General features: G+C 67.2%; 28 protein-coding genes and 1 tRNA gene. 8 read left to right on the top strand and 21 right to left on the bottom strand.

Annotated elements, in window-relative coordinates; genetic code table 11:
• Positions 1-120: 120 nt before the first annotated feature.
• Positions 121-1,140 carry a Yip1 family protein gene (locus tag ACIBAE_RS22915; protein ID WP_399288616.1) on the top strand — a complete coding sequence of 340 codons (1,020 nt, stop codon included), beginning with the start codon at positions 121-123 and terminating at the stop codon, positions 1,138-1,140.
• Positions 1,141-1,232: 92 nt separating this feature from the next.
• Here the strand turns inward: ACIBAE_RS22915 and ACIBAE_RS22910 are convergent, their stop codons facing one another.
• The 3 genes from ACIBAE_RS22910 to ACIBAE_RS22900 all read right to left on the bottom strand — a co-directional run bounded on the left by ACIBAE_RS22910 (position 1,233) and on the right by ACIBAE_RS22900 (position 2,567).
• A complete protein-coding gene (locus ACIBAE_RS22910) occupies positions 1,233-1,730 on the bottom strand; it encodes a phosphoribosyltransferase (protein ID WP_399288613.1) in 498 nt (165 codons plus the stop codon).
• 7 nt (positions 1,731-1,737) lie between these two features.
• The gene (gene dcd, locus ACIBAE_RS22905; protein ID WP_399288610.1) at positions 1,738-2,313 is read right to left on the bottom strand and encodes a dCTP deaminase; all 576 of its coding nucleotides are present in this window, start codon (positions 2,311-2,313) and stop codon (positions 1,738-1,740) included.
• A gap of 71 nt (positions 2,314-2,384) precedes the next feature.
• Positions 2,385-2,567: a hypothetical protein gene (locus ACIBAE_RS22900; protein ID WP_399288608.1), complete on the bottom strand. Its 183-nt coding sequence runs from the start codon at positions 2,565-2,567 to the stop codon at positions 2,385-2,387.
• Positions 2,568-2,787: 220 nt separating this feature from the next.
• Here ACIBAE_RS22900 and ACIBAE_RS22895 point away from each other — a divergent pair.
• Positions 2,788-2,861, top strand: a tRNA-Gly gene (locus ACIBAE_RS22895).
• Between the two features lie 166 nt (positions 2,862-3,027).
• Here ACIBAE_RS22895 and ACIBAE_RS22890 read toward each other — a convergent pair.
• From ACIBAE_RS22890 to ACIBAE_RS22855, 8 genes are all read right to left on the bottom strand, one after another.
• Positions 3,028-3,438, bottom strand: coding sequence for an IS3 family transposase (locus ACIBAE_RS22890; protein ID WP_399288605.1), 411 nt, complete (start codon positions 3,436-3,438; stop codon positions 3,028-3,030).
• Positions 3,439-3,605: 167 nt separating this feature from the next.
• The gene (locus ACIBAE_RS22885) at positions 3,606-3,911 is read right to left on the bottom strand and encodes a transposase (RefSeq protein WP_399288602.1); all 306 of its coding nucleotides are present in this window, start codon (positions 3,909-3,911) and stop codon (positions 3,606-3,608) included.
• An 89-nt stretch (positions 3,912-4,000) separates the two neighbouring features.
• Positions 4,001-5,110, bottom strand: a complete 1,110-nt coding sequence (locus tag ACIBAE_RS22880) for a hypothetical protein (protein ID WP_399288600.1) — start codon at positions 5,108-5,110, stop codon at positions 4,001-4,003.
• An 88-nt stretch (positions 5,111-5,198) separates the two neighbouring features.
• Positions 5,199-7,280, bottom strand: coding sequence for a methyltransferase, FxLD system (fxlM, locus tag ACIBAE_RS22875; protein WP_399288597.1), 2,082 nt, complete (start codon positions 7,278-7,280; stop codon positions 5,199-5,201).
• A gap of 23 nt (positions 7,281-7,303) precedes the next feature.
• Positions 7,304-8,578 (bottom strand): lanthionine synthetase C family protein, encoded by a 1,275-nt coding sequence (locus ACIBAE_RS22870; protein ID WP_399288594.1) that lies wholly within the window; start codon positions 8,576-8,578, stop codon positions 7,304-7,306.
• Complete coding sequence (locus ACIBAE_RS22865; protein ID WP_399288592.1) at positions 8,575-11,529, bottom strand: lantibiotic dehydratase; 2,955 nt, start codon at positions 11,527-11,529, stop codon at positions 8,575-8,577. Before ACIBAE_RS22865 ends, ACIBAE_RS22870 begins: the two co-directional genes overlap by 4 nt.
• Before the next feature lie 217 nt (positions 11,530-11,746).
• Positions 11,747-11,926: an FxLD family lanthipeptide gene (locus tag ACIBAE_RS22860; RefSeq protein WP_399288590.1), complete on the bottom strand. Its 180-nt coding sequence runs from the start codon at positions 11,924-11,926 to the stop codon at positions 11,747-11,749.
• Positions 11,927-12,480: 554 nt separating this feature from the next.
• A complete protein-coding gene (locus tag ACIBAE_RS22855) occupies positions 12,481-12,927 on the bottom strand; it encodes an ATP-binding protein (protein WP_399288588.1) in 447 nt (148 codons plus the stop codon).
• Between the two features lie 233 nt (positions 12,928-13,160).
• Here ACIBAE_RS22855 and ACIBAE_RS22850 point away from each other — a divergent pair, with 233 nt between their 5' ends.
• The 3 genes from ACIBAE_RS22850 (at position 13,161) to ACIBAE_RS22840 (ending at position 15,743) form a co-directional block, all read left to right on the top strand.
• Positions 13,161-14,444: an XRE family transcriptional regulator gene (locus tag ACIBAE_RS22850; RefSeq protein ID WP_399288585.1), complete on the top strand. Its 1,284-nt coding sequence runs from the start codon at positions 13,161-13,163 to the stop codon at positions 14,442-14,444.
• Positions 14,441-14,980, top strand: a complete 540-nt coding sequence (locus ACIBAE_RS22845; protein WP_399288583.1) for a GNAT family N-acetyltransferase — start codon at positions 14,441-14,443, stop codon at positions 14,978-14,980. Before ACIBAE_RS22850 ends, ACIBAE_RS22845 begins: the two co-directional genes overlap by 4 nt.
• Before the next feature lie 88 nt (positions 14,981-15,068).
• Positions 15,069-15,743: an IS3 family transposase gene (locus tag ACIBAE_RS22840; RefSeq protein WP_399288580.1), complete on the top strand. Its 675-nt coding sequence runs from the start codon at positions 15,069-15,071 to the stop codon at positions 15,741-15,743.
• A gap of 471 nt (positions 15,744-16,214) precedes the next feature.
• Here ACIBAE_RS22840 and ACIBAE_RS22835 read toward each other — a convergent pair whose 3' ends face one another.
• From ACIBAE_RS22835 to ACIBAE_RS22825, 3 genes are read right to left on the bottom strand one after another with little or no spacing between them, the layout of a single operon-like run.
• On the bottom strand, positions 16,215-16,874 hold the full coding sequence (locus ACIBAE_RS22835; RefSeq protein WP_399288577.1) for a hypothetical protein: 660 nt from the start codon (positions 16,872-16,874) through the stop codon (positions 16,215-16,217).
• A gap of 57 nt (positions 16,875-16,931) precedes the next feature.
• A complete protein-coding gene (locus tag ACIBAE_RS22830) occupies positions 16,932-17,852 on the bottom strand; it encodes a hypothetical protein (RefSeq protein WP_399288575.1) in 921 nt (306 codons plus the stop codon).
• A complete protein-coding gene (locus tag ACIBAE_RS22825) occupies positions 17,849-19,369 on the bottom strand; it encodes a hypothetical protein (protein ID WP_399288572.1) in 1,521 nt (506 codons plus the stop codon). Before ACIBAE_RS22825 ends, ACIBAE_RS22830 begins: the two co-directional genes overlap by 4 nt.
• Before the next feature lie 348 nt (positions 19,370-19,717).
• Between ACIBAE_RS22825 and ACIBAE_RS22820 the strand changes: the two genes are divergently transcribed.
• A complete protein-coding gene (locus ACIBAE_RS22820) occupies positions 19,718-20,440 on the top strand; it encodes an NUDIX hydrolase (RefSeq protein WP_399288570.1) in 723 nt (240 codons plus the stop codon).
• Between the two features lie 68 nt (positions 20,441-20,508).
• Here ACIBAE_RS22820 and ACIBAE_RS22815 read toward each other — a convergent pair whose 3' ends face one another.
• The 6 genes from ACIBAE_RS22815 to ACIBAE_RS22790 form a co-directional block, all read right to left on the bottom strand.
• Positions 20,509-20,649: a hypothetical protein gene (locus ACIBAE_RS22815; protein ID WP_399288567.1), complete on the bottom strand. Its 141-nt coding sequence runs from the start codon at positions 20,647-20,649 to the stop codon at positions 20,509-20,511.
• 6 nt (positions 20,650-20,655) lie between these two features.
• Positions 20,656-20,799 (bottom strand): transposase, encoded by a 144-nt coding sequence (locus tag ACIBAE_RS22810; RefSeq protein ID WP_399288565.1) that lies wholly within the window; start codon positions 20,797-20,799, stop codon positions 20,656-20,658.
• A gap of 304 nt (positions 20,800-21,103) precedes the next feature.
• Positions 21,104-21,310 (bottom strand): hypothetical protein, encoded by a 207-nt coding sequence (locus tag ACIBAE_RS22805; RefSeq protein WP_399288562.1) that lies wholly within the window; start codon positions 21,308-21,310, stop codon positions 21,104-21,106.
• A 34-nt stretch (positions 21,311-21,344) separates the two neighbouring features.
• Positions 21,345-21,485, bottom strand: a complete 141-nt coding sequence (locus tag ACIBAE_RS22800) for a hypothetical protein (protein ID WP_360172487.1) — start codon at positions 21,483-21,485, stop codon at positions 21,345-21,347.
• A gap of 887 nt (positions 21,486-22,372) precedes the next feature.
• Positions 22,373-22,945, bottom strand: coding sequence for a hypothetical protein (locus tag ACIBAE_RS22795; protein WP_399288560.1), 573 nt, complete (start codon positions 22,943-22,945; stop codon positions 22,373-22,375).
• A gap of 77 nt (positions 22,946-23,022) precedes the next feature.
• The gene (locus ACIBAE_RS22790) at positions 23,023-23,298 is read right to left on the bottom strand and encodes a hypothetical protein (RefSeq protein WP_030595208.1); all 276 of its coding nucleotides are present in this window, start codon (positions 23,296-23,298) and stop codon (positions 23,023-23,025) included.
• A gap of 539 nt (positions 23,299-23,837) precedes the next feature.
• Between ACIBAE_RS22790 and ACIBAE_RS22785 the strand changes: the two genes are divergently transcribed.
• Positions 23,838-24,086: a hypothetical protein gene (locus tag ACIBAE_RS22785; protein WP_399288557.1), complete on the top strand. Its 249-nt coding sequence runs from the start codon at positions 23,838-23,840 to the stop codon at positions 24,084-24,086.
• Positions 24,083-24,484: a DNA-binding protein gene (locus ACIBAE_RS22780; RefSeq protein ID WP_399288555.1), complete on the top strand. Its 402-nt coding sequence runs from the start codon at positions 24,083-24,085 to the stop codon at positions 24,482-24,484. The genes ACIBAE_RS22785 and ACIBAE_RS22780 overlap by 4 nt, the downstream gene beginning before the upstream one ends.
• 317 nt (positions 24,485-24,801) lie before the next feature.
• Here the strand turns inward: ACIBAE_RS22780 and ACIBAE_RS22775 are convergent.
• The coding region (locus ACIBAE_RS22775) for a transposase (RefSeq protein WP_399288552.1) at positions 24,802-25,295 on the bottom strand (494 nt) is incomplete at its 5' end.

The following is a 25,295-nucleotide window of genomic DNA, read 5'->3' as shown; positions in this document are numbered from 1 at the left end:
GCGGCCGAGCTGTCGCGTCCCCGACACGTCCCCTAAGGGATGTCACAGCTCGGCCGCAAAGGCCCCTCCGTCCCCCTCCCCCTGCCATCACACCGCGCGGGAGCGGGTACGTTCGATCGCGTGGCTGGATTCAGGATCGGACGCGGCCGGGACAACAACCGCACCCCGCGACAACCGCAGCAGGAGCCGTACGGACGGCAGGCGCCTCCCCCGGGATACGAGGGCGGCCAGCAAGCCGCGCCCTCGTACGGGCAGCAGCCGTGGCCGCCGACGAACGGCGGGCAGTACGGCCCCCAGTACGGCGGGGCGGGCGGGCCCGGCAGATCACCCGGCCGGGGCGGACACGGCGGGCAGGGGGGACAGGGCGGACACGGCGAGCCGGAGTACTTCGGCGACCCGTACCAGCAGCCCCACCAGCCTCAGCAGCCCCAGCGTCCGCAGCAGGGCCGTCACCCGCAGCAGGGCCGGCCCCCGCAGCAGGGCGCGCCCGGCGACCCGTACGCCAACAACCCGGGCCACACCCAGGCGTTCAGCGTCGGTGACGACCCGTACGGCGACGGCGCGACGTACCACGCCGGCCAGACCGCGGCCCCCGTCGGCCCCCGCCTCGGCTGGAAGGACCTGCTGAGCGGCATCGTGCTGCGCCCGGCACCGACCTTCCTGCAGATGCGCGACTACCCGGTCTGGGGCCCCGCCCTGATCGTGACGTTCCTGTACGGGCTGCTGGCGCTCTTCGGCTTCGACACGGCCCGCGAGGAGGCGATCAACGCGACGCTGTCCTCGGCCATCCCGTACGTCCTCCTGACGGCCGTCGCCTTCGTCGTCGGCAGCCTGATCCTCGGCGCGGTGACCCACACCCTCGCCCGCCAGCTCGGCGGCACCGGCGCCTGGCAGCCGACCGTCGGCCTCTCCATGCTGATCATGTCGATCACGGACGCCCCGCGCCTGGTCTTCGGCGTCTTCCTGGGCGGCGAGAACGCCCTGGTGCAGGTCGTCGGCTGGCTCACCTGGATCGCGGCGGGCGCGCTCTTCACCGTCATGGTGGGCAAGTCGCACGACCTGCCGTGGCCGAAGGCGCTGGGCGCGTCGGCGATCCAGCTGATCGCGCTGCTGTCGCTGATCAAGCTGGGCACGATCTAGCCGCCGCTCACCAGCGGCCACCATGCGAAGGCCCCCGACCGCTACCCGGTCGGGGGCCTTCGCACAGCTCCTGCTCCCGGCGCCCCGGACGCTCAGAAGTCGCGCACCTGCCGGCCACGGCGTACGACGGGCGGCTCGACGCTCCAGGGGAAGTTGATCCAGGAGTCCGTGCTCTTCCAGACGTACTCGCACTTCACCTGGGACTGCGGCTTCTCGTAGATGACCGCGCTGCGCACCTCGGCGACATGGTCGACGCAGAAGTCGTGCACGAGCTTGAGCGTCTCGCCGCTGTCCGCGACGTCGTCCGCGATGAGGACCTTCTTGTTGGAGAAGTCGATGGCGTTCGGTACGGGCGCCAGCATGACCGGCATGGACAGGGTCGTACCCACACCCGTGTAGAACTCGACATTCACCAGGTGGATGTTCTTGCAGTCCAGGGCATACGCGAGAGCACCGGCGACGAAAACCCCGCCGCGCGCGATGCTCAGGACGACATCCGGCTCGAATCCGTCGTCCGCGATGGTCTGCGCGAGCTCACGGACGGCACGGCCGAACTTCTCGTACGTCAGGTTCTCGCGGCTTCCGGTCATCGCCGTGTCACACCTGCGTCCGGTGGAAATTGAGATACGACCGCGAGGCCGTCGGCCCCCGCTGCCCCTGGTAGCGCGAGCCGTACCGTTCGGAGCCGTACGGGAACTCCGCCGGCGAGCTGAGCCTGAACAGGCACAGCTGTCCGATCTTCATCCCGGGCCAGAGCTTTATGGGAAGCGTCGCGAGATTCGACAGTTCGAGCGTGACATGCCCGGAGAAACCGGGGTCGATGAACCCGGCGGTCGAATGGGTCACCAGCCCGAGCCGCCCGAGGCTGGACTTCCCCTCCAGCCGGGACGCGATGTCGTCGGGCAGCGAGATGGCCTCGTACGTCGACGCGAGCACGAACTCCCCGGGGTGGAGGATGAACGCCTCGTCGCCCTCCGGTTCGACCGTACGTGTCAGGTCGACCTGCTCAATGGCGGGATCGATATGCGGATAGCGGTGGTTCTCGAACACGCGGAAATACCGGTCGAGCCGCACGTCGATGCTGGAGGGCTGCACCATCGATTCGTCGTACGGGTCGAGGCGCACGCGTCCGGAATCGAGCTCGGCCCGGATGTCCTGGTCTGAGAGAAGCACGCCCCGAGGATACGCAGAGCGCGCGAGCCCACCCCAATCGGGCAGCCCCGCGCGCCTCGGCCGGACCACCGTCAGCGCTGCTTCGGCTCCGCCGGCTCCACGGGCACGGCGCTCCGCAACCGCGCGCAACGCGGACACCGGATCAGCCGCCCGGGCCCGATCCGCCCGGGGCCGAGCTGCTGCATCGGGAACGACGTCGTACTGAACACATGCCCCTCGGCACAGCGGACAACGGTGCGCTCGATCAAGTCCATCAGGTCCCTTCCCCAACAAACGCGGACAAAGGCCCACAGTAGAGGATGAACAGGACCCTCTCCCCAGCGGCACTCCGACACCGACCCTACGCCCCAACTCCCGCGCCCCACACCCGCGTCCACCCCCTGAACGCACGACAGGCCCCGAGGCGAAACGCGCCCGGAGCCTGCAATGAGGTAACATGTCCCACGACGCGACGCCAGTCAGCTGGAACGCCGCGCGGGTGTAGTTTAATGGTAGAACATGAGCTTCCCAAGCTCAGAGCGCGAGTTCGATTCTCGTCACCCGCTCCACGACAACCCCCAGGTCAATGACCCGAGGGTTGTTTGTTGTCTAGTCCATTTCGGGATGAGCCAGCCCTTCACCAGCCCTATCTGCTGGCAGGAGCCACTTCTGAGCGGCTTTCCGTGGCACGTAGGAGCCTTTCCACGCCAGGCTTCTCAAATAACGAGACGCATTTTATGTGAACTGGGTCACATGGATGCGAGTCGACGCAACGTTGCGGATGCAATATGGCTGTCCATGAACTCCGTGGAGAGCGCGGGGCGGCGGAGACAGAACCGGCGTTGCATACAACTTCCCTTCCAGCGTGACGAGTTCGGTCATGTCACCGACGAGCCGCGTCCCGGGCCGGGGCGCGGTGAAGTCCCGGCCGATCAGGTCGAGCGCGAACACCGCCCGCTTCGCCTGCCGGGTCAGGCCCCGCCGCCGACGGCGGGTGATCCCGACGATCCGGTGCTTGCGCATCAGCCGCTCGATCTTCTTGGAGTTCACCACCCGCCCGGCCCGCCGCGGGGCGGCGTGGATCCGCGGGGCCCCGTAGGCACTGCGAGATCCGGCATGGAGCACCCGAATCTCGCCCACCAGCACTTCCTCGGCCCGCTCCCGCACCGTCCGGGCCGGCCGTGACGCCCTGTGCGCGTAGTAGGTGGAACGGGGCACTCCCAGCACACGGCACAGAAACGCAACGCTGTGACCTGCAGGATTATCCTCCGATGCCTTCTCCGCATCGATGAGACGACACCGTGCCACGGTGTCTACCTCATCTTGTCCTGCGCGAAGAAGGCGGTCGCTTTTCCCAGAACCTCGATCGTGGCCTCCTGCTCGCGGACCTTCCGCCGCAGCCGGACCAGCTCCTCGCGCTCCGCAGTGGTCAAAGCCCCGACGGGCCCCTCACCGCGGTCAATCTTCGCCTGCTTCACCCACCCGCGCAGCCCTTCCGGACTCACACCTAGATCCCTCGCGACCTCGGTGACCGTCCTCTCCGAGGACAACGCCAAAGCGACCGCGTCCCGCTTGAACTCGGCCGTGTACCGCTTACTCATGTTGCTCTTGTCACTCACTACCTGTGACTGCTTCCTCCGGGACCATCCGTCCCAGTATCAAGCTGTCCAGCCGACAGGGGGAACCTCACTCACCGCAGAAGTACGCGTCAGGGATGGCGGGGGCGTACGAGACTCTCCCGGATCGCACTGCCGCTGGCGTGCAGAGCAACCTTCAGTTGTCCTCGCGGCCCATCCGGGAGGGTCCCTGCCCCGAGAGCAGAAGCACGCACGAGAGCGCGGCAATCCTGCTCTTGCCGGTCCGTGGCAAGCGCGGTGAACAGAGGGTTCGCCACGTTCTCGCGGGCCGCGTAGCCGTCTTCGGCGTCCGTAGCCCGGCAGTGCAACTCGTCGACAATGCGCCGTGCCGCGAGGGCCTCGACGGAACCGATCGCGTCAAGGACGGTAAGTCCGAGGCGGATGTCGAAGACGGTCATTCCAGGTTCGGGCTTCCACTCTGCGTAGGTCGTCACAAGGCACGCCAAGTGATCGTCGATCGGCTGCCCGGCGTCGCGGCGGCACAGGACCGTCAGGCATGCCGTGACCGCTTGTTCCCAAGGGTCACCAGATAACGTCTCGCCGAGGAGAAGGTCAGCTCGATCCACGTCACCTGCGACAAGAGCGGCGAGCACGGCGACTTGACGCCCGTCGAGCATCCGCTTGCCTACGCCGTTGTGCGCTTCGAGGTGTGTCAGGGCCTCGGCCCATCGGCCCTCGGTGGTGAGTGTGCGTGTCCCGTCGGCGAGGAGTACGCGCCACAGCCACGCGCGGACCTCTTGGCGGTCCTCGTCCGTCGCGGTGAGGTCCGCCGGTACCTCGACTCCCTCGAACCAAGCCGTCGAACCGGCCCCGACCGCCTCATACAGGTCGAGCAGTCGCCTGCGGCCCTCGTCTGCCCGGCCGGCGCGGATCTGGAGGCGGGCCAGGTTGACGACGGGCTCCAGCCCCCGGATCGCGCTCATGCCGGGCAGCGGGCAGGCATGGAGGTAGGCGGCGGCGTGCTGGTGACACATCTCGCGCGCCAGGTCGGGAAGTCCGACATCGGAGGCGATGAGTGCGGCCTGGTTGTAGACGGCCGAGGCAAGGCCCTGGTCGGTCTTCTTCGCTGCGGTGTCGGCAAGTTCGACGAGCGCGCTCACGCGCCTGGGTAAGGGCAGGCAGGCCGGCCGGAATCGGGCGACGAGCGGGAAGCGTTGGGCTGTGGGTCCGTACGGGTCCATGGCTCCCCCGGGTGTGAGTCAGAACTGCTGAGGTGACGGGGCCCGCCGGGGTACGGAGGCGGGTCCCGTCAGGGATGCGAGTGGAGCGTCACTGCCAGTCGACGACAATGCGGTTCAGCGGGGTGTCGAGAGCGAAGCGGCCAGCACGCTGCTCGACGGCGGGGGCGTCGAGAGCCTGAATCTCGAACGTGGCTTCGCGGTCGCGGTACTCGCGGTCCCAGGCGCGGATGGCGTCGGCGACAATTGCGGTCAGTTCGTCGCTGCCGGGGCCATGGCCGACGACGCCGAACTCCCAGAGCTTGCCGCCCTCGGGGGTCTTCCGCTCGGACAGGCGCCGTGCCAGGTACGCGACGGAGCCCTTGTCGACGGTCGCGGTCGACGAGGGGTAGGGATCCTCGGTGAGCAGACCGCCCTTGGCGCTCTGGGGGAACAACATCCGGATCAGGCCGGAGCGGAGGGAACAGGTGACGAACAGTTCCATCCACTCCGGCGACTCCATGGCGCGGACGGTCACACCGGTCCACTCCTCGGTGCGCGGCTGATCGAGGACTCCCGCGAGGGCATCAGTGTCGATCTCCTGCCCGGCAGGTGCCTGGAGCCGTACGGTGCCGTCCGTGCTGAGCGGGATGACTCGGCGGTCGTCGTCGGCGATGCCTCGCCGGAGCGGCATGAAGGTGTTCATCTCACTGCCGAGGGATACCCATCGACCGTCGCGCTCCTCATAGGCGATGGAACGGGAGACGCTGCCCTTGAGGCGCTGGGGGACGAGGAGCCGGCCGCCAGGCGCGAGCTGCCGCAACCAGGCGTGCGGCACGCCGTGCGCGCCGACTGTGGCGATGATCCGGTCGTACGGCGCTCCTTCGGCGTAGCCGAGTGCTCCGTCCCTGGTCACGGCTTCGACGTTGGTGATCCCGGCGGCGGCCAGATGTACGCGGGCACCTTCCACCAGGTCGTCGTCGACGTCGAGCGTGATGACGTGTCCGCTGTCGCCGACCAGGTGGGCAAGCAGGGCCGCGTTGTAACCGGTGCCGGCGCCGAGTTCGAGGATGCGCTCGCCCGACTGGGCATCGAGTTGGTCCAGCATAAGGGCGACAACCCCCGGCTGGGAGGCGCAGGAGATCGATGTGCCGTCGGTGTCGTACTTGATGTGCACGGGCGCGTCGGCGTAGGCGTCTTCGAGCGGCGCGTCGGGCACGAACACGTGGCGTGGCACGGTCCGCAACGCGGTCTCGACGATGGTCGTGCGGACGTGCCCGTCCGCACGAAGCTGGTCGACCAGGGCGTTACGGAGCCGCTCGGCTTCCGTCGTGGGGGCGGTGATCGAGTCGTTGTTCACCGCGGCGACGCTATCGATCCGGGCCGTGGGCCGGTCGGGCAACGCGGTGTTGTCACTCGTTTCCATGACTACCTTTCTGGCAATGGTGGACAGGGCACTCTGGTCGTCCAGAAGGAGACCCGCCCGGTTGGCGTGGAAGATGACGTGGTGAGCGAGAACGGCTCGAAGGCCACGGGTGAGGGCGCCGCGGTGGGCGAGGTCAGCGAGCGCGGCTCCTGCCCCTCCGAAGGCGTCCACCCACGCGTCGTGTGCATACAAGGAGCCCTTCGGGCGGCAAAGGTCATGCGCGTCGGCGGTCATCAGCTTCCGCAGTGCCGGGGCCAGTTCGGCGGCTCGTTCGGATCGTAGTGGGATGGTGGCCGGTCGGAGGGCGGCCACCTTCGCCCATACGTCTCCTTGCTCGTACCAGTCGAGTCCCGCACCGCGCATCATGGCGCTCACCAGCAGGACGGCGGTCTCCCGATGCCCCAGGTGCTCCGGGCTCGGCTGGTAGGTGAGCAGGTGGCGGGAGTCGCTGTGGAACAGTTCGTGGGCAGCGTCCATGGCGTTCGTGCCGCCGAAGGCGTCGACTTCGGGCTCGTAGACGCAGGGCAGCCACGACACGACCGCACCGTCGCCGACGAGATCACTCAGCAGCGACTCCACGACTGGGGAGGGCTCGTCAGCGAGGTATCTCAGCGGCCAGGGTTGCTTGTTCATGAACCACCAGGTGCTGAGCTGCCCATCCTGTTCGGCCGCGAGAAGGGCCGGACCGAGACGCTCGGAAATGACGCGCTTCGCGCTCTCGCGATCAGCGAAGGTGATGTTGTGCTGCTGCCAGTGGTCGAGAGGCATAAGAGGGTCCTTCGGTCGGCGGATCAGGCGATGAGCAGGCAGGTGTCCCAGGCGGATTGCGGCGGTGCGGTGGTACTTGGTGCGATGAAGGCCAGGGCTGTACCGGCGGCGCCGTCGAGGAGACCGGGGCCCCGTTCGTCGTCCTGAATCAGCGTCTTTGCGGTGAACTCGGGATCAGCGCCCGGCGGGTGGACCGCAGCCAGGAGGGCCGGAATGGCGGCCCGGAGTTGGTCCACAGTCGACGGGTGGGCGTCCTCGGCCGCACGGGCGGCGACGTGGGCAAGGCCGGCGAAGCCGTGGCACAGGCCGTTGTCCGTCGTGGCCTTCAGTTGTTCGGGATTGGTGAGGGCGGCCACCAGTGCGTTCTCGGCGTCGATCTGGCGACCGGTGTTGCCGAGGGCGAGCGCGGCGAGTTGCTGGGCACGGGCGAGGCCGGTGGTGCCGTAACACCAGGACGGCCGACGGGGTGCAGACGGGGTGAGGTGACCGGTACGCAGCTCACTGCGGGTGACCCAGTACGGCCAGGTCGGTCCGCTGCCCGTCTCCTCGCGCCAGCGGTCCAGCCACGCCAGGATGGTGCGCAGTGCCGTGTGGTGTCCGTCAACAACAGTGTCTTGCCGGGCGGCGAGGGCCAGGAGCGCGAGCACGCCGCCGACGCCGTGTGCCATACCGATGTTGGCGTGTCCGCCGGGGAACCGGTCGTCCGGGCTGCCCGAGGGCCCGGTCTCCGTCCACCAGCCCGGGAGATTCTCGCCGCGCTGGGTGATCGGTGCGGTGAGGCGTACGCAGTAGTCGAGGACGGCGCTCGTCATGGGGCCAGCGGGGTCGCGGCGCAGGAGGTAGGCGCCGTATCCGGTGAGGCCCCGAATGGTGTCGAACTCGGCGAGGACCGGCGGACGCCCGGCATCAATGCGGCGGTGTGCGGCATCGAGACGGCGCCCGACATCGGCCGCGACCTGTCGGTCCACCGTGCTCAGAGCGCGCAGGTAGGAACCAGGCAAGTGGTCTGCGCCGCAGGACAGAGCCTGGGCGAAGGCGGGAACTCCGTAGAAGGGGTGGCTGTCGGGGCCGCTGGTGAACGGCTGGCGGGAGGCGGCGGCGAGCCACTCGTGGGCAGGCTGCCAGGGGCCAAGGCCACTCGCAGCCCGCTCGATGTGCAGGAGTGCGATGCCGGGCGGGCCGTAAGCGAGGTGCTGCCGGTAGGCGGACGCTGCCCGGCGGCCAGAGAACACCACTGCGGGGTCGGCGAGTTGGGAGGCGATGGCGTCGACCAACTCCAGTGCGGGGTGGGCGGTCACGTTGCCCTCCCTGCGGCACGGGCAGTCCAGGCCAGTGCCGCAGCGCGTGCCAGGTAGAGGCACACCTCTTCTTCCGGGAAGTTCACCGCGACGTGTCGCACGAAGTGCACGTGCAGCAGGGAGGTCAGGACGTCGTCGATGGCGATGCCTTGGGTGTCCGGGCCTGGCAGGTGCGACCGGTATGCGGCGAGGGCCGTATCTCTGTCTGCCCATCCCGACACAACGGCGTGTCCGCCCGGGACAGCTCGTAACGCCGCCCAGTTGTCGCGGGGATCGGCGAGCCGTACGGCCTCGGTGAACTGCGGACGCGGCACAGGCACCGGGGCAGTCTGCGGGATGTGGTCGATCAGCCACCGCATCGCGGCTTCGGTACTGCCGAGGAACGCGGAAACGATGGCGATGGTATGCGCCACGACCAAGGAGCGCTGGGCAGGGCGCTGCGGCTGCGCGAGCTGGGTCAGGACGGCACGCGAGTCCGCCCGGAACACCTCTTCTGCCGCGGCCCACGCGGCGCCGGATCCCCAGCGGCCCATCTCGCGGTAGGAGGTGGGGTATCGCAGATCGGCCAACAGACCGACGCTACGCAGCTCGTCCGCCCACTCGCTCACCGTACGGGCCGTCTGGGCGAAGGCCCCCGGGTCGGGGAGGGCAATGCGCAGGCGGAGGTGCTGGCCGGGGTCGCGGAAGCGGATGAACCACCATGGCGGCTTGCCGAGCCGTTCGAGGAGGTCGGGCAAGTGCTCTGTGAGCAGGGCGTCTTGGCGGCGAGGGTCTCCGTACAAAGTGGCCAAAAGTACCGAGGACAAGGCGGGGGTCTGGATCTGGTCCGCAGAAAGGGCACGAGCCTGGATGGGGGCGGGCAGGGACGGCCACGTCGGCGGCCGGGTCGCCTTGAGGGGCACGACGACCTCGTGGGCGCGGCCGTCGCACCAGCCGTACGACTCCGGTTCCGGTGCCTCGACGAGCACAGCCGGGCGCGTACGGTCGAGGTGTCGGCGCAGCAGCGTCCGGTGGCCGGCCTCATCAAGGTCGAGGAAGAGACGCCGGTCGTTCTCAACGAGGTGGACTCGGCTCGGCAGCCTTCGTCGGGCCCGCCAGTCGGTGAGCGCGGCATCCCACTCGGCCCGGGGGCTGGCGCGGCCGGGCAGCTCGGACTCCTCCAACCGCCAGCGTGCCGGGGCCAGCACCGTACGCCCGTATCGCAGGCGAGGAAGGAACGGCATCGCCGATGCGGCGCCCCAGTCGAACATGGTCACCTGCGCGTACTGGGCGCGAGAAAGCTCGGCGAGGAAGCGCGCCAGCGGCGGTGTATGGGTGCGCGGGTTCAGCGCATTCATGCCGACTGCCTCGACGCGGTGACCTCGTTCGGGGGCGGCGAGATACATGCGGTGCCCGTCGCACCCCACCGCCAAGTCGTCCGGGTTGAGGACGGCGCCGTCCGGGGCTCGGTGCTCCTGGAGGCTAATCATGGTGGGCACGACCTGCGGCGTACGGGCGACGTGGGCGCTCTCGGGGAGCAGCGGCGGGAAGGAGAGCTGCGCGGGCACGGTGTTGCTGTCCGCCGCCGGGAGATCGGTCAGGTCTGCGGCCAGGGCATCGGAGTCCGCAGGGTCCAGGATGCTCAGAAAGCGGCCCGTGGATACGCCGGCACCACGGGACACGCTCACGACCTCCAGCCGGAACAGCCCGCGCTCCAACTCCCGCAGGTCGGCCGCGTACACCCGCACACCCATCTCTACGTGCAGTGGTACTCGGGGCTGGTCGGGCCCGACGTCCAGCGCCGCAACGAGTTCGTCCGTGAGGACCACTTCGTCGCGGCCGTCGAGCGCGGCGGTCTGGGCGAGCCGTACGAGGATGTCGTCCCGAGCGGATAGACGCGGCCGACGCCCGCCGGCCGGAGTGCCCGGGTAGCTGTCCGGATAGCCGACGCCGCTGTCGGCGACCACTTCCTGGAGCGGCACCACCGTGCCGATGCCGTAACGCTCGTAGAACCGCTGGTGGTACTCACCCCACGCGACGGTCCCGTAGGGGCGGGGGCTCAACCGCGTCAGCACAAGGGCGGCGCGCTCAATCTCGCGTGCTACTTCGTCCGGCAGAACGATGTGGGCGTCCAGACGGAGATCGAGGGCGATGGGGTGCCGGCGCAGGCCGGGCGACAGGGCTTGCATCCGAGCTGCGACGCTCTCCCGGCCGCCACGCGTGGCGCACTCCCCCAGGCCGGCACGGATCGCGCGCAACTCGCGTACCGTCTCAGCGACCGAGGCGAGATTCCCGGCGTCGATCGCGTCGAGCTGGCCGAGCAGATGTCCGAGGGCGTCAGTCTCGGTGCTCGGTGCGTGCAGACTCGTGATCAGTGCCCGCCGCCGGATCAACTCCTCCAGGAGACGCCTCGTCTTCTCCGGACCGGCTTCGGGAAACTGCGTCCGCAACTTGTCCACGAGCGCACCGACACGAATCGGAGCCCGCGTCGCGGCAAGGACGGCGCGCACCGGTTCCGTCAGGGCCAGGGATGCTTCGACCGTACGGGTCCGATCGTGCTGTACGTCGGGCTGGAACGGCAGAATGAGCCGATCTCCCCTGCTCGTGCCCGTGTTGTTCGCGACGACAGGCAACCGGTCGAGCAGGTTCGGGCACGACTCCAACCGCTCAACCACGGCAGCCAACCACTCCGCCCCCGCGCGGCCGATGGCCACGTGGCGTGTGCCCCAGGCTGAACGGGCCTGCGGGCCGAACGCTGCGGTGGCCACGCCTGCGAAGAGTCCGAAGGGCGTCGCCCGGTACTGGGACCGCAGCAGGTAGCGGGCGACAGACAGCGCCGCTCGCCGCGTGTCCCGCGCAGAGGGATTCTCGGCCACGCACGAGGTCCGTACCTGCGTGGCGAGGGCCGGGCTGGAGTGTTGCAGTGCCTCGGCGATGTCCTCGTTCGCCCAGACCGCGCGCAGCCACGCCACGAAGACACCCGAGCTGCTGGTCGAACGGTCATCGAGGTCGGGAATCGGAGGAACTGACAGCTCCGGCCGAGCAACGGCGCGCAGGAGAGCGGTTGTGCCGGTTCGGAACGCTTCGGGCGGAGTGCCCACCAATGACCTCCGTAGAACGAGGGACGGGCGGCTGGTGCCGCCGAGCTGCAGCGCGGCGGCACCAGCCCGGAGTGACCTGAGGTCCGAGTCAGGCGACGTTGGTGGTGCAGGCTCCACAGGTGGAGCCGCAGCCGTCGTCGGTCAGGTTGACCAGACCTGCCGGGTCGGCGATCTCGACGAGAGAGACGTCCAGGTCGAAGCCGTCTGACGTACCCGGGCTCTGCAGACGTGCCTGGGTGTGGCTGAGAACTGCGGTGCTGCGTGTCATACCTGGCGACTCCTCATATGTGGTGGTCTCTTGCTGTGTTGTGGTGTCTCCAGGCGCCCTCACTCGGAGCATCTGCCAGTGGCTCCTCGGGGGCTCCTGGCCGCCCGGCACGAGCTGACGTGTCCCGCAGAGGCAATCCGCGGGCGCCGTCGCCGTACGCCGGGAAGTCGTGTGCCGGAAGTCCGATCAGGCAGACGCCGGTCGTCGTTCCATGGCGTAGGCGAAGGCTTGAGCCCTGAGACGGTCGAGGCACGGCTCGCACGCGAAGAACGGGGCGTGCTGCCCGTCCCACTGCACAGGGCCGAGCCAGATCACCCGCACTTCCGAGCGCCCGCACCCGAGCCAGCAGTCACCAGTGATCCATTGCCGTTCCACGGAAGACTCCCCCGTTCTCGGTAGCAGGGACGGCCGCTCGGCCGCCCGACAGTTGAGCGCTGGGCAGCCCCGGGACCGGAATGACAGACCCCGGTGGCGCACCTGCCCAAGCGCCAGGCCCTCGGGGGGACAGGCGGACGGCGTCCAGGAGTGGCAGGTGCGCTGCGGAGCGGTGGTATTCACTCGTCGCCCTTGACGCGGAGTTCGGCCCAGACCTCTTTGGCCCATGGATGCCCGGCCGAGCCGTGCAAGTCGTAACCCCAACCGTCGGCGACGGCATCAATGAGGAACAGTCCGCGACCCGACTCGTCCTCGTCATCCGCCTGGCCGAGAGTCGGCAGGCACCACGGCGCCCGGTCCACGACCCCGATACGCACCCGGGTCCCCGTCGGCCGTCCGACTATCAGGCGGATCTCATGACACGGCGTATGCCTGACGGCGTTCGCAATCAGCTCGGTGACAACCAACGCAGCACGGTCGGCGAGGTTGTCGAGGTGCCATACGCCGAGGACTTCCCGAACAAACCGGCGGCCGATCTCGGCCGTCGACGGCTCGCACGGGAAACTCTGGCTATAAGCGGGACGGCCGACGGAAGCGGCCAGAACAGACCTACTGAGACTCGTCATTGGGGTGGAGCCTTCGCGTTGTCTCGGCGCTCGGTCCTCCGCAGGAAAACGCCAGGGCCGACCGAGCCGTCAACAGCCGCCCGCACTCACGTAGCGGCCGACCAACAACCAGATAACTCCGCCTCGCCACAGACTGGTTAGGGCAATCACGGGCCCAGCCCACGGGATGACCTAGGGCGATTTGACCTCCCCTTTGCCTGGCGAATGAGTGACGAACGAGCTACCGTGCGTCGATGGACATCGCGCGCAACACCACTCTTGCGGTGTGGATGGCCGAACACGGCTACAGCTCCAACAGCCTTGCTGACGCGGTGAACAGGGCCTTGGAGCACCTGACCGGGCGGGCCGGCGGGCTCGACGGGTCATCGATCCGAGCCTGGAAGGCAGGTCGGGTGACGTGGCCGAAGTCGGCAACCCGCAGGGCACTTGAAGACGTCACCGGCCTGCCCGCCACGGCTTTAGGGTTCGTGCCACGGAGACGCCCTCCGTCCACCCCAGCCGCACCGCAGCAGGAGGACCCCGACATGAAGCGCCGCACCCTCGTCGGTGGCCTTGCCGCGGCTGCCGCAGCGGCAGCAGCCGCCCCTGGCACCGCAACCCGCCGCATCGGCATGGGCGATGTCGACCGTCTACAGCAGCGCTTCGCCGAGATCGTCGCCAGCGACCACCGCCACGGCGGACAACTCGGCATCGAGCAGCAGGCCGCCGCGCTCGCCGAGGAAGCACTGAACCTCCAGCACGCGGGCAGCGCCTCCCAGCGCGTACGCAGCAGCCTGTACGCCTCCGCAGCCGCGTTCCGCTCCTCGGCCATGTGGGCCGCCATCGACGGCCGCCGCTACGACGTCGCGAAGGCCCACATGCGCGAGGCCCAGGCCCTCGCCGAAATGTCAGGCGACCAGGCGATCAAGTTCCGTATCTGGAGTCACGCGGGCACGATGTACCGGCACATGGGCCGACCCGCCGACGCGATCGCCGCCAACGATGTCGCCCGCAACCTGCACCTCACCCGCCGCGACCCCCTGTTCGCCTCCCTCGGCCTAGCCCGACAGGGGGCCATCCACGGCACCGCACAGAACCGCGCCGGCACCCACCGTGCGTTCGACCAGGCGCAGGAAGCCATGCTGCGTGCCGACCCCGCCGACTACCGGCCGATGTGGATGCGCGCCTTCTACGACCAGGCCGAACTGGACTCCCTGGCCCTCTCCGCGCACTTGGCGCTCGGTGACCACCCGACCGCCGAGTTCCACGCCCACCGCTGCCTGTCCGCGTTGCGACCCCACATGGTCCGCTCCCGGGCCATCGCCACAACCCGCCTCGCCCACGCCCAGCTCGCGCAGGGCGCGCCCGACGCCGCCACGGCCACCGCGATGAAGGTGCCCACCGACGCCGCCACCCGTCACGCCCGGGTGGCGCGCATGCTGCAAGAGTTCGGAGCCGCGCTGCGCGCCACCGCCCCGGGCAGCTCCACCGTGCAGACCTGGAACGAGCACGCCGCTCTCTGGAGGACTCCCGCATGACCACTGCGCCCGCCATCGAACTCCGCACGTTCACCACCCTCGACACGATTCGCGGCGATCTCCTCGACATATACGCCGACGTACGCGCCCCACTCCTCCACCTGCCGAACTACGCGATCACGGCCTTCGGCGAACGACTGGACCGCCACGGCACCGAGCCGGGCTTCGCAGCCGTACTCGCGTACGCAGACGGACACCCGGTCGGCTACACCTACGGCACCACCATCGAGCACGGCAACCGCTACTGGCAGCGCACCAGCCCAGAGCCGGCGGAAAAATACTCCGAGCGTCCGGCCGTAGCCCTGAAGGAGATCGGCGTCCGACCGACTTGGCGCAAGACAGGCACCGCCCGGCGTATCCACGACACCTTCCTCAGCATCCGCGAGGAGCCGTTCATCACCCTCATGGTCAACCCGGCCGCAGGCGACGGAAAGGTCCACGCGCTCTACAAGTCATGGGGCTACGAGGAAATCGGCCAGAGCCAACCATCACCGGCCTCGCCGGTCCTCAGCGTGATGATCCGCGCCAGCCGCTGACCCAACTCGGCGCGCGTCAACGCAGCACCGGTCCACTTCCCATTTCTAGTCTGGACCCTCCGAGGCAACGGAGCCCGGGACAGGGTGAATGGTTCGGCGTCTTCCGGTGGCTGCGGCCGAGGAAGGATTCGAGCGGCTGATGCGCAAGCACCGGATCGTCGGGATCACCCGCCGTCGGCGGCGGGGCCTGACCCGGCAGGCGAAGCGGGCGGTGTTCGCGCTCGACCTGATCGGCCGGGACTTCACCGCGCCCCGGCCCGGGATGCGGCTCGTCGGTGACATGACCGAACTCGTCACGCTGGAAGGGAAGTTGTATCTGGCGACCTGTATCGACCTCGCGACGCGGGAGGTGGTCGGCTGGGCGATGGCCGATCACCACCGCGCCGAGCTACCGGTCGCTGCCCTGCGGATGGCGGCCGGGCGTGGCGGCCTGGAGCAGGGTTGCGTCATGCATACGGATCGCGGCAGCGAGTTCACGAGTGACGAATTCCGCACCGTAATACGCAAGTTGCGCATGAGGCAGTCGATGGGGCGTGTCGGCTCTTGTTACGATAATGCCGCCGCGGAAAGCTGGTTCACCATCCTGAAAGCGGAGATCGGGACAACGGTGTGGGAGACCCGCGAGGCTGCCCGGGCCGACGTTTTCCGCTATATCGAGGTCGAGTACAACCGCAGCCGGCTCCGTCGGCACCCCGACTACGGGTACGTCACCCCGCTCGAAACGAGATACCTGCTCAGGCAGAACCTCACCCCAGCAGCGTAAACACCCGCTGTCCAGTTCGCGGGGGGAACTTCATATCGACTCGTCAGCCTGCCGCCGGTGACGTGCAGCAAGGCGAGCCCCAATCCAGCCCGTCATAGGCCGATCATTACATCGACTGCAGCTCTGCGGTGCTCGACTCCTGCTGATGCCACCGCTGTCTTGGCAGAAGTTGGCCAAAAACAAGAGGTAGATCGTGCCTCGTACGTCGTGCAGCGCCGCCTTCCCCTCGGTGCTGCGACACACGCACAGCAGAAGCTGCGTTGGTCTCCCAGCGACCCACCTATGCTCAAGATCCTTTGCAAGAAAGCGGAGCGAACCAAGTGCGTCTGCGACAGCACCGGCCCATCGGTGCCGAGCAAAGGACGTCATGAGTGTGGTACGTACGCCAACGGAATACAGGAGGAGGTGTGCCACCGCACAGCTCAGAGTTGCTTGACGGGAAATCAGCAGTGCCAATTGGGCCGGAAATGGTCAGGCTGCGGGGCGGGCTGGGGAACTGTTCGCCCAGACCATGTCGAACTGCTGGAGGGCTATTGAGTACAGGAGGCCGGGGGCCCGGGCATACAAGCAGGGGGAGTTCCTGCCGTGGCTGTGGCTGTTGTAAAAGGTGAGGTAGGCCGCCCGGTCCGTGGCGATTACTCGGCAGGTGTTGGGGAGGTTGAAGCTGCGGAGTTCGATGTGCGGTTGGGCGCGGGTCACCTGTGCGAGGTAGTTCATGTTCGCCTCGACTTGGGTCTTGAGCAGGTCGGGCGTGAAGCCGGGATCGAACAGGCACAGGTCGTGTGAGCGCCGGTCGAGCCAGGAGTCGCCCGGTGTAAGAGTTTCAGGCAGCAGGACTTGAACGGACCCCGGGGAGAGTTCACCCGACCACAGAGGCGAGAAGACCTCACGGGTGAGTACGTTTCCCCGTCCTGCCAGGACCTTGATCCAGCGGGCCCGGCCAAGGTCGCGGGCGATGTCGCCTTCGGCGGAAGATTGGTGCCGGTAGACGCGGCCGAGTCCGGTACCGGTGAGCCGCGAGCAGACCGCGACCAGCCACCACAGGGGGCGAGAGCCGTGTAGGAGGCCGAGGACGAACATGAGTGCGCTGGCCGCCAACGAGCTGAGGACTCCGAGCAGGAAAGCAGTCATGCGAGCCATCTCCCTGGTGGGTGATTTCGGTCGGGTGGCTTTCGCGTTCGCAGACAGTCAGCAGAGGTAGGGCAGGAGCTTCCGCAGGATGTACGCGGCATTCCGGGCCGCCAACTCATGAAAGCCGTGGCCCTTGTCCTGGTCGGCATTATCGGACACGCCCCGGATCACGATCCAGCCGGGGTTGGGCTCGCCGTGGACCGAGTTCTCCTGCCAGTACTGGCTCAGTCCACCGGCTTCCATGTCCACTGCCAGGACCTTCTCGTGATAATTCTTGAGCCAATTGCGAATATCGCTCTCTCGGTCCGCGATAACCGCTTCGCCGGACCCGATCAAGCCTGGGTAGACCTCGAATTCGTCCGAGCTGTGCGTGGCGAGTTGGCCGTGGATCCGTGCCGGAGTTCCGTGATCGGTGAAGAAGGCGTTGACTGCATGGACGACCGGCGCGGGTGCCTGGCGGTGTTCCCCGCGTCGGCGGACGTCCCCCAGCGGATTAATTTTGCGATTTTCGTAGTACACGATTTCGGTGGAGACAATGACGTTACCGATACGCGCGTGCTGGTCGTGAATTCCACCGCCCACGCCTACGAGGGCCCACATCTGCGGGGCGTAGTGGCGACGCAGGTTTTCCAGGGCGGCCATCGCCGAGCGCTGTCCCTGACTCTGGCTCTGGGTTGCCACGATACGTACGGTCGCGTCAGGGGTGGTGTATTCGCCCTGGTAGAAGTACAGCCCCCCATCTGCCTTGTGCCGTTCCAGTTTCAACTCGTCAACGATGGAGCGCAGTTCCTCACTCAGGATCGTGACCACGCCGATGTCCCACCCGGCGGGTGCCGGTTGATCCTCCGCGCTGACGTCGGCGGCGTGCGTTGGGTGCTGAGAGGGTGCGGACAGGGAGACTTGGGCGTGTTCCCCGATGGTATTGTTGTTGAAAGTATTTCCGTTGCCGTGACTGATGATGCCGCGATTGGTGTTCATTTTTCCCCTCCACCGCTGGGATTCATGCTTGCCGACTCATTTGCGGGCGCGCCGACCTGGGCGGCATCGCCCACGGCGTTGTTGTTGAAATTGTTGTTGTCGCCGAAGTTGAAGATGCCGCTGTTGATGATTTTAGTTGCGCGGTCGTTGAACTCGGACGCGTCCACGTCGTGATTGATCAGGAAGTCGCCGGCGGCCCGGAGTAGACGGCGCTCGATCGTCTTCATCCGGCCGAGAATGTCGGTCTTCTCCAGTTGGATCTTGGACCATTCCTGCGCCGATTTTTCCCGTATACTCACCCGACTTCCGATGAGAACGTTGCGGATCGGTGTGGAGGTGAGATCGCGAGGCAGTACGGCTGCCTTCCCCAGGGAAAAGAGATATCGCACGATTCGCCAGGAGTGTTGGATCTCCGACGGCAGCATGGCGAGTTCACGCAAAGCCGCCCAGGGGACGGCCAGGACCCCGTGGTGCCCGAACTCTGCGGTGCGCTGGAAAGACCTCGGCGTGTGGGCGAGGACGCACGCGGCGGTGGAGATGCTCAAGGTGCGCCCCTGAACACTGATGTGCAGCAGGACCGTCGCGACGAACTCCGCGTCCTCGGCGGGAGAGGTCACCTCGAGGAAGTGATACTCCTTCGATCCCGGCGTGTTGATGATCTCCCGCAGCCGGGCTGCGTCGAACTTTCGGGTCAGAAGGGAACGGTCGACAGCCACATCGGTCTCGGCGAGATAAACGCGGTCGGTGACCCGTGTCGGCAGCCGGACGTCCTGGCTGTCGGTGTCGAGCAGTTGGACCGCCTCGCGCAGATAGTCGACCAGTTCATGCGCGTGGAACGGGGGGACGGGATGCTCGCGTTCGTGTAGCGGCACGCCGTCGTCGTCGCAGGGGCGCAGCAGTTGGATGCTCATGGGCGGGTTCCATTGGTAGACCAGCTCACCTGCCCCGATGAAGGGCGACTCGTCACCGAACAGGGTGAAGACGGCGAAGTCATCCTCGTCGTCGTCCTCGCTGTGACGAGCGCGGCGGTAGACCGCACAGGTATGGCCCTGCTCCGTGTCCGCCGCCCGTTCCCGGCGGGTCAGGTGCCGGGGCCGCAGGGTGGGCGCCCGCAGGACGCGTTGAAGTATCAACTGCCGTACGGCTCCGACACCGAGGCATACGAACATCATGCCGGCGCCTATGTGGAGGGCAACGCTTGCCTGGTGGGGATGGGTGAGCCCGACCGTCAGACCGGCCAGCGTCAGGGACAGCGCGGCCCAGCCGACGCGCCTGAGGGCGTGTGCGCTCTCCGAATATCTCCGGGGGAACAGCCACCTCGACAGGGCCCGAGGGCCCGGTACCGTTCCCAGCCCCCGGCGCTTGGACTTTTTCCCCTTCCTGGCCTTACGCCCGCCCCGTCCGATCCGGCCGAACTCCGGCTCCCGGTCCAGCTTCCTCAGCTCAACGGCGAGCGGCATCAGGCACAGGAGAGCGAGACCGCAGGAGACCAGGATCGCGGTGGGCAGGGCGCCCATGAGAACCGGGGCCCCCACTCCGGCGACCACTGTCCCCCGTACCAGCGCGGTCAGCGCGGCAGCACGCCACGCGTGGCGCATGACGGGGACGATGTCGAACCCGTAGGACGGGGCGACCCTGCGGTACGGGGCGGTGCACACCTCGTCGATCACGAGATTCCGGAACCGTTCGTCGACGTACACGCCGCTGCATAAGTGGCGGGTGGCGGCGGAAGGAACGTCCACCACTTCCTTGGCCGATGGCGCATGGGAAGTGAACATGCCCTGACACCGCCCTCGTTGAGTTTTGGTCTATGGGACCATAAGTGGACTCATACGTTTAAGTCAATATGACCTTTAGGGGTTCTCGTGGATCGCTGGCTGAAAGACTCCGCCGAAGTGGAGTCGTCCTGGGTGACCGTCGACCTGACGATCTTCACGATCAGGTCCGGGCAGTTGATGGTGCTACTGATCGAGCGCGGGGTGGAGCCCTTCCTCGGGCACCCCGCACTGCCAGGGGGATACGTCCAGAAGGACGAGACTCTGCGCGAGGGTGCACTTCGTGAACTCCATGAGGAGGCCGGAATCGACGGGAACAACTTGCACCTCGAACAACTCGGCGCCTACGGAGACCCCCGACGCGACCCAAGGGGCCGAGTGGTCACCATCGCCTATCTCGCACTGGGCCCAGACCTGCCGGCTCCCATGGGCGGCACGGATGCCCAGCGCGCCTACTGGGCGCCAGTGTCCCAACTGGAGCAGGAAGAAACGGCGTTGGCGTTCGATCATCCGGCGATCCTTGCCGACGCCTTGGAGCACGTCCGCAGCAAGCTCGAATACACCGCCGTCGCCACGGCCTTCTGCGGGGAATGCCTCACCCTGAGCGAGTTGCGCGGTGTCTACGAGGCAGTCTGGGGTCAGCAACTGGACCCGAGCAACTTCCGCCGCAAGGTTCTCAACACCACAGGCTTCGTCAGGGCCACCGGCCACCAACGCTTCCCTCCCACCGGTCGCCCGGCCACCCTTTACCGCCGCGGAGGCGCCTGGCTTCTCAACCCGCCCCTAATGCGCGGCACCGAGCACACCGTATGACCCGCCACGATGTGTGGTACGCCGTCCAAGTGGCGTCAGCCCGGAGGGCCTTTAGGCGCGAGGCGTGTCTAGCCTGGCCCCGCCTCACGCCCTTCCCGCTCACGCACCCCTCCGCACAGCCGGTCGTGGAACTCTGCGATCAGCCCGTGCTCGCGCCGGCGGCGGAAGAAGGCGTAGACCCGGCCCCAGCCAGGGAAGTCCACGGGCATGGCCCGTCAGGAGATCCCGCCCGCGACCAGGTAACGGATCGCGTCCAGCATCTGCCGGTGGCAGTAGCTCTCGGGCTGCCCGCCCCGGCCCTGGAGCCAGGCCGGCACCGGCAGCAGAGGCCGGATGGCCGCCCATTCCGCGTCCGTCATGTCGGAGGGATACCGGCGTTCCCGGTCCGGATGGTCGTCCCCGTTGCCGTACACATGCGCCTGGCAATCACACGATGGAGCAGTCGAGTTGAAGTCAACTGGCTCGGACACGTACAACAACGACACCAGGGCCTCCCGGCCCTGCTCGGTCAGATTCGCATCCCCGAGCTACCGAGAGGCCCTGTCTTCATGCGCCTACAACGAGAAGATCACCCCGGCGGAAAACCTGCTCGACTCGCACGTTCCAAGATCGGTTGAGATACGGCTTCTCGGACCCGCGACCGGGGTAAGAGCCACACTTGGGTCAGTCTTCAGTCGAATCGAGGATGTACAAGGCGCGTGGTACGTCGTCGGCTGCCGCCCAGCCGACAGGCACCGAATCCAGGATGTCCAACGCGGACGGAACGTCGTCGTCCGCACCCCAGTCGACAGGCGAGGGCGCTTGCAGAGCTGAGGGTGCATCGTTATCCCCCCAGGCCATCTCTGGTGTCCGGTCTGATTCGTTCTTCATTCGGTCTCCCTAACATGCGTGACTGAACGGAGCATCAAAGCTTCAAGTAGAGCGCGAGCGCCACCCAGACGGCCAGGGCGATCGACATCGCTGGAATAAGTGCGGGATGGCTGACAGCGATCAGAGCGGCCACGGTTGCGCCCAGTGCGGCAATCGCAGTGCGTTCGGTGGGCATGTGTTCTCCAGCAAGTCGAGGGTTCCGGACGAGTGCCCGGCTGCGGGACACAGTGAGGGATCACCGGGTTAGCGACGCAACCCCCCAACGACCTGGCCTTATGTCGAATCACCTGACTCCAGCGAGTACATGGCCCGATAACCGAGGGCAAGCGCATGGCAATGCTTGAGGAGCTGAAAGATCTTGCCGCCGTGCACGAGCGCGGTGCCTCCAGAGGGCACGATGCCGGGGCCTCACGAAGAAGCGGGCGGGTGATCACAGACAGCGGCTATTGGGTCTTCGTACTCGACTGCAAGGCGGTGTCATTGGCCGTGCGCGGCAACAAGAAGATGATCGCCTGGATCGGCCCAGCGGCTGGTAGCTGCGGCCAACTTCGTCAAGAGGTGCGACCTCAGCACTCCTGGTCGCATCCCACGCCGTTGGGCAGGCATGCGCGGGTGGACAGGGGGACCGAACCGTTCGCGAGAGGGCACGGGCTCTGGACGGAAGTCCCCGTCGTACCGGCTCGGGCCACCCAGCCGTCCCCGCTATCGCTCTCTGACGGGCCAGCCCCATCCCAGCCCTTCAGGGCGGTACACCAGGGTCAGAAGCGGTCAATCCAACCGGCTCCCGTACAGCCTGCGGACCCAAGTAACACCTGGTCAGAGCACTTCCGCCCTCCGGAGCGCCGTTGATTCCCAAGCTCAGAGCGCGAGTTCGATTCTCGTCACCCGCTCTTTAATGAAGGCCCAGGTCAGTGACCTGGGCCTTGTTTCTGTTCCGGCTGCTACGGCTCTGTGTCGAGGAGTCGGGCGGCTTCGCGAGGGTCCATCAGGTTGGACCAGGCTTGTTCGGCGGGGAGCAGGTCCCGCTCCGGCAGGGCGTATTCGGGGTACCAGCCGTCGGCCTCACAGCCGGGGACGTTGCGCAGGATCAAAGTGGTGAGGTGGCGGGACCGAACCCGTGATCCGCACCGCGAGGTAGGTTTCGTGGCCGTCGTCGGCGCGGACCTGAAGGCCGACGGTGAAGGTGTCGAAATCCACCGTGTGTTCCTGGCCGTCCCGGAGGGTAGAACGGCTCAGGGTCAGAACCGTAGTCCGGAGTCGCCGGACGAAACGGACTCCCGCTTCGGCGCGATAGCGGACGTGGTCCTCGCGAGCGGGGAGTAAGTGGGCGGTGTACGTGGCGGACTTGAGTGCGTCGGCGTTGCCGGCGTTGTAGCGGGTTCGGGCGGTCTTGCCGTCAGCTTCGAGAGCGGCGTAGAAGTCGTCGGTGGAGCCGTCCTCGCGGCGGCCGGCCGCCACCAGCCACGGAAGATCGGCGTCCACCCAGACCGCCCCGCGCCAGCGCTGGACCTTCACCTTGAACAACACCTGGTCATCGACAGCACGAATGCGCTCATGCTTGGCATCGTCCGCCGCGAACTGCTCGGCGGTCTTCGCCAGGATCGGGTGCTCGATCTCGTCCAGGGGGTCGGTCACCGCCGGCAGGGGGAGTCCGAGGTCATCGCATAGGCATCGCAGGGTGGGCCTGGCGGGACGCATCGCAGCGGGGCCGGTCATTCGTCGATCCCGCCGACCGCGTCGATCTCCTCCGATGTCAGCCCGGTCAGGAGCATGACGTCCGACTTCAGGGAGCCGTCCAGGACGCTGAGCGCCTCCACCATGCCCTCACGCAAATCCTCACGCCTCTGGTCCAGGTAGACCCGTACCGCCTCCGCGACCAGGTCCTTCTTCGTCAGGCCCAGGAAATGCGCGCCCTGGCTGATCAACTTGTCCGTCGCCGGGTCCACCTTGAGCGGCGACTGCCGGGGCGGCTTCGAAGCCGTGGTCATGAATCCCACCTCCACATCCACGGTACCTTAGTACCTCACGTCGCACCTCGCTGGTGACCGCGCTGAGACGCGGTCCGCCGACCGCCTGTATCGCCAGGGATGAAATCGCACGACGGCAAGCGCCTGATCCAGCACGGTGACGCTTCCCCACTCACGGCACGGCGACATCGATCACCCTCGTGCCCCATTCGTGCCCTTCGGAGCGGATAGCAGCGGTCAAGTGCGGTGGCCAGAGACCACACCAGCCTCGACCGATCCAGCCAAACATGCAGGTCAGAGCCACTACAGCCGTTCAAGAGCCGTTGATTCCCAAGCTCAGAGCGCGAGTTCGATTCTCGTTACCCGCTCTTCAATGGAGGCCCCGGTCGGCGACCGGGGCCTTTCGCTTGCCCACCAGCGGCACCGGGCCCGGGCCCTCACCCCGCTGCGGACAGTCGGAGCGCGACCATTGCCTGCTCCACCCGGAGCATGCAGTCTCGGCCGTCAGGGCCGAGGACAGAAGCCCGGGCAATTTGTGCATACTCCAGTATGCTTGGCTTATGTCCTCAACGACTCGCATCACCGTCACGCTCCCCAGCGACCAAGTGGCGGAGCTCCGCAAGCTCACGGACAACGTCTCCGGGTACGTGGCGGAAGCCGTGGCCCGCCAGATCCGGCACCAGCTGCTTGGCGACGACCTTCGCCGGCACGAGGAAGAACACGGTCACTTCAGCGACGAGGAACTCGCCGAGGCACACGCGAAGATCTTCGGCGGCGCCAGCCCCGCCAAGGGCGCGGACGCCGCGTGAGCGAGCGCATCGAGACCGTCGTCCTCGACTCGGAAGGGCTGTCCGCCTGGATCGCGCAGGACCGCAAGCTTCTCGCGATGCTGCAGGTCTTCCACGACATGGGAGCCGACCTCGTGATCGGGGCGAACACCATCGTGGAAGTCAGCCACTCCCGCACCAACATGCCTCGTCTGGACTGGGCCCTGTCCCGCGTCAAGGTGGAACCGGTCACCGAACAAGCGGCGAAGGCGGCAGCGGAGCTCCTCAAAGGCGCCGGGCTGCACGGGCACAAGTACGCCATCGACGCCACGGTCGCCGAGGTCGCACTGCGCCAGCCGAAACCGGTCGCCCTCCTGACGTCCGACAGCGACGACATGACCAAGCTCTGCGGCAGCCAGGTCCGCATCATCCCTCTCTGACCCTCCAGGCCACCCGGAGCATGAACCTCAGCAGGTTCTGGTGCACTGTCGCCACCCGTGCCCCATCCGTGCCCAGCGGAGCGGACAACACCGGTCATGTACGGCGTCCGGAGACCACGCCAACCTCACACGTATCGACCAAACATGCGGGTCAGAGCCAAGACACCTGTTCAAGAACCGTTGATTCCCAAGCTCAGAGCGCGAGTTCGATTCTCGTCACCCGCTCCAACGGAAACCCCCAGGCCAGCCGCCCGGGGTTCTTTGCTGCCTGGACCGGATCAGGCACTGAGGTTCCCCCGTTGCTCGGGAGGTGCCGATCAGTTGGTCAAGGAGGGTTGACGGGGTTTCAGGTTCGCTCTTTTGGTCGTTGCCTGATCGGAGTAGTGCTTCTCCTCGAACTCGATCGGGCTGAGGTAGCCGAGCCGCTTCTGGATGCGCCGGCTGTTGTAGAAGCCATCGAAGTACTCGAAGAGTGCGAGGTTGGCTTCGGCTCTGGTGGCGAAGACGCGACCGCGGACGCACTCGGTCTTCGTCAGCATCCACAGGTTCTCCGCCAGAGCGTTATCGTAACTGTCGTCGACCGAACCCATCGACGCCTCAATTCCCGCTCTCACAAGGCGAGTTGTGAGCTTGATGGATGTGTATTGGCAGCCGTGGTCGGCGTGGTGAATGAGCTTGCCGGGCTCGACCTCGCGGGAGGCGAGCGCGTACTCCATGCTGGTCAGGACCAGGTCGGCGTCCGCGCGGGCGGAGGTTTCCCAGGCCACGACCCGGCGGGAGAACGCGTCGCGGATCGCGGACAGCCACAGCG

Origin of the sequence: Streptomyces sp. NPDC051569 (genome assembly GCF_044454085.1) — a bacterium.
In the GTDB taxonomy this organism is placed as follows: Bacteria; Actinomycetota; Actinomycetes; order Streptomycetales; family Streptomycetaceae; genus Streptomyces.
Note: the sequence above shows the minus strand (reverse complement) of the source record. Positions and strands in the feature narration are given on the sequence as shown.